This is a genomic window from Tissierellales bacterium, assembly GCA_025210965.1.
GTDB lineage: Bacteria > Bacillota > Clostridia > Tissierellales > JAOAQY01 > JAOAQY01.
On record JAOAQY010000049.1, the window covers coordinates 1 to 3376 of the forward strand.

The 3376-nt window shown below is 31.1% G+C and carries 6 protein-coding genes; 1 reads left to right on the forward strand and 5 read right to left on the reverse strand.

The genetic code is table 11. The annotated features are described in order from the left end of the window. Positions 1-182 (forward strand): hypothetical protein (locus tag N4A40_03690; protein ID MCT4660940.1); only part of this gene is annotated, 182 nt, incomplete at its 5' end. Positions 183-395: 213 nt separating this feature from the next. Here N4A40_03690 and N4A40_03695 read toward each other — a convergent pair. From N4A40_03695 to N4A40_03715, 5 genes are all read right to left on the reverse strand, one after another. Then, positions 396-701: a hypothetical protein gene (locus tag N4A40_03695; protein MCT4660941.1), complete on the reverse strand. Its 306-nt coding sequence runs from the start codon at positions 699-701 to the stop codon at positions 396-398. A 12-nt stretch (positions 702-713) separates the two neighbouring features. Continuing rightward, positions 714-1478 (reverse strand): DUF2089 domain-containing protein, encoded by a 765-nt coding sequence (locus N4A40_03700; protein ID MCT4660942.1) that lies wholly within the window; start codon positions 1476-1478, stop codon positions 714-716. A gap of 505 nt (positions 1479-1983) precedes the next feature. After that, on the reverse strand, positions 1984-2211 hold the full coding sequence (locus N4A40_03705; protein MCT4660943.1) for a hypothetical protein: 228 nt from the start codon (positions 2209-2211) through the stop codon (positions 1984-1986). A 177-nt stretch (positions 2212-2388) separates the two neighbouring features. Further along, positions 2389-2643 (reverse strand): hypothetical protein, encoded by a 255-nt coding sequence (locus N4A40_03710; GenBank protein ID MCT4660944.1) that lies wholly within the window; start codon positions 2641-2643, stop codon positions 2389-2391. A gap of 292 nt (positions 2644-2935) precedes the next feature. Next, positions 2936-3376, reverse strand: a 441-nt coding sequence (locus N4A40_03715; protein MCT4660945.1) for a GyrI-like domain-containing protein, incomplete at its 5' end; no start/stop codon positions are given.

The window sequence follows — 3376 nt, forward strand, 5'->3', positions numbered from 1 at the left end:
AAATGAAAATAAAAAAATTCAAACGAATGATATATGCTAATCATTTCGATAGAGATTATCTAGCAATCGAAGAAAAGAAAAAATCAGTTGAAACGCAAATAGAGCTAGCTCTAAAAGACACTGATTTTGAATTAGCTAAAATTTTGTCTGAGGAATTGGAAGCGATTATCAAAACAATGTAAGTCGCATAGTTCGTAAATGTATAGTGCAATTTTGCTTTGGTGAAATTTTCTAATACTCGGAATTTCTAATTTAGATTTTGAAATACTTTGGCAGTAAATGTCGGGGACAGGTCAACCTGTGTTAGAAACAAAACACAGATTTAACCTGTCCTCTTTTATACTTTTATATTGGTACATTTAGAATTTGAGCTTCGAGGTGCAAAACCCTAAATATCAAACTTCATATCCAAACTCCGTCAATATGTTCATACAAATTTTTCTCTCTTCATCCGTAAATAGTTCCTTATACTCTGGTCTTAAAACCAATGCTTCAACCGACAAGTCAAGGCGCTTATGCTCCCATAGCACTTCAAATCCATATGTACTACCACTTTTGGAAATTAATTGTTTTGCAGCCTTAACTCCACCCTCACTTGCCACCAATTGAAAAAACCTTGATGCATTGTATTTAAGTTCCTTCTTGGCAATAAAATATATATCTTTCATATCCTCATGAAATTTATTTTCTAAAGTGCTCATATCATACCTCCACTATTCTAATTCACTCATAAATTTAGGCTTTATAGTTAAATATCCTCTTCCATTGCTACATATTTCTGCCCAATCCAATACTGCCGCAATTACAAAAACTGGTCCAAATGCAGTCTCACCTATTTTTACTCCATGAACCTTGTAAGCAATATAACCTTCCACTGAATCTAATGTTAATCCATCACTTCCAAGTCTTGCTCCTGATCGAGCTTTACCTTTCATCGCTTTACCATTATTTTTAATAACTATTTCAACCGCCGCATCGAAAGCTTTCCAAATCAATTGATCGATAGGTGGAATTTTAGTTGATATTAAACCTTGTCCGTTAGCATCATAAGCAATATCACAAAGATCTCCACTATATAAAGGAATTGAAGCCTTACCACCACTTTCATTAAGCTTTTCTTTAATCTTTCTAACTACTATACTGTCTGTTTCTTCAATAGGCTGAAAACTAGGCATTTCTATAATGACTTTATTTTGCTTTTCTCTTTTTAATTTAGATAAATCTAATTTTGTCAAAATATCATTGAATTTTTTTTTCACCGCTGGATATGACATATCTTTCTCAATTTGGAGAGTCTTAAAATTTCCTTGAGCTCTTAAGAAACATTCTATAAATTCAAGTTCTTCCTTAGAAAGATAATCGAACTTACTTAGTGGAAAATCTCCATTCAATTCAAGTTCACAATTATCACAACTTAATCGAGTTGCTATTAGTTTTTCATTACATCTAGGACATATTGCTATTAAATCTTTTACCATAATATCCCTCCTTTTATGCTCAAATTATACACCTTATATTTGTAGTTGTCAATGTAGTAAGTAATTTTATTTATAACTACTTTCGGATTTTGATTTATTATATGTATTATCTAAACTTTAAATAATGACTTTCAATCTATCACTTAAAGTTTAATCAATGTAATAATTAATTTATTTTACTGTGCTTTTGCAGTACAAAAAATTTAATTAAAACCGTCATACACAGAAGTGCTTTTTTATGTCCAAAAACAAAAATTTATTATAGATAAATAACATAATATAATTGCTTAATTTCAAATTATGCTAAAATATAAAAAAATATCGTCTTAGCAATAGTCTGCTAAGACGAATACGTATTAGTTTAAAATATTAATTTTTTTTCATTTAGCTGATAAGCTTTGGTGTAAACAAATGCCATGCGAGTTTTTACTTGCATTGTACTTTACAACTTGTTTTTAGCAGTTTTGTAGAGAAAATTCCACAAGAAATTCATTGCAACTTGCACTTACTTATCATCGCAAAAAAACGCCTCGCGCATACAAATTATCGTCCCAACAAACCCCATAAAAGAAAAAAATAAATATGGAACAATTGCTCCAGAGCGCAATAACCAACCCAATAATCCATTAATTTTATGCGAAATACTAGGATTAAGCCCTGCTACTATAAGAGACCCTACTGATCCAAAAATTCCTCCCATAAATAATAATCCTCCAAAAAACATTTTTTTCATCGCTACACCCCCTCCGTTGCTCCGAATTCTATGAATTTGCTTTAAGTCATTTTTTATTCTTTTTATATTTAGTTTTTCATTAACCATTTGTCGAATGCACAAACAAAACACGCGTGTATTTAAAGTTTTTGATAACTATCGCGATTTGAAAATTTTAATCTAACTTTTCCATAAATTTTAAGTACAAATAAAATAATAATAGCTACCAATATTTAATATCAATCCAATTTGTCTAATCAAAGCATTCTGAACAGTAAATATCGGATTTAAGAAGTAATGCCTACTATTCAAAAATATCTCTTTATTTGTTCTAATAAATTGAAATGGGAAACCAAAAAAATAATTGTCCTTAACAGTTTCCGAATACACAAATATTGAAATATAAGTTAAAAAGCACGCTACAAAGAAAACTTTTTTTCTACTAAAATTCATTTTAAATCCTCCTATAATATGTACTGTTAATAATTTAAACACATCCACTGAATAAATCAAGAAAAAAAGAAAAATACACGTGGATATGCTTCTTGTGTCCTCTAAATTTAATGAACCGTTTCGCTTAACGAGCTCAATTTAATTTTACGGTTCTACACTCCAATTGTCAATCGTTTCTATTTTGGGATGCAAAAACACCATGCAAATAGACACTCGCATGGTGTTTTTGAACTTATCTTTAGCAATTTGATAGTAAAAGTACACAGAAGGTTCGTCCCCGCGTTCACCACTTTTACTTCTTAACAGGAACCCAAATTTCACATCTGTAATCGGATGATGACATATCTCCTGCTGGAAATACTTCAATATCTGGAGCACACTCATGCTGATATCCTGTAGAGGGCATCCACTCTGTATATATCCTTCTAAGAAGGTCATGTAAAGCTTCAGGTACTGGACCAATTGATTCAAATGCAGCCCAAGTTGCTGCCGGTATAGTTGCTGAAACATATCCTTTTGGCAGTTTATCATTTACTTCTTCAACTGCTATCATATAATTAAATTCATCTTTATATTTATCGAAATCCTTAGATACACCTAGAATCCCTAGCTTGCCTGCCTTTGAAGAAATCCAATCATATGATCCATCATCCATGTAATCGTACCAGAATCTTGGTACTTGATTAAAATTTTCTTCATTTTCCATATAAATCCTCGTTTGTTTGCCTACTAC

Coding starts and splice junctions, on each gene's coding strand:
- N4A40_03710 (MCT4660944.1), bottom strand. CDS start 2,643: ATGAATTTTAGTAGAAAAAAAGTTTTCTTTGTAGCGTGCTTTTTAACT.
- N4A40_03705 (MCT4660943.1), bottom strand. CDS start 2,211: ATGAAAAAAATGTTTTTTGGAGGATTATTATTTATGGGAGGAATTTTT.
- N4A40_03695 (MCT4660941.1), bottom strand. CDS start 701: ATGAGCACTTTAGAAAATAAATTTCATGAGGATATGAAAGATATATAT.
- N4A40_03700 (MCT4660942.1), bottom strand. CDS start 1,478: ATGGTAAAAGATTTAATAGCAATATGTCCTAGATGTAATGAAAAACTA.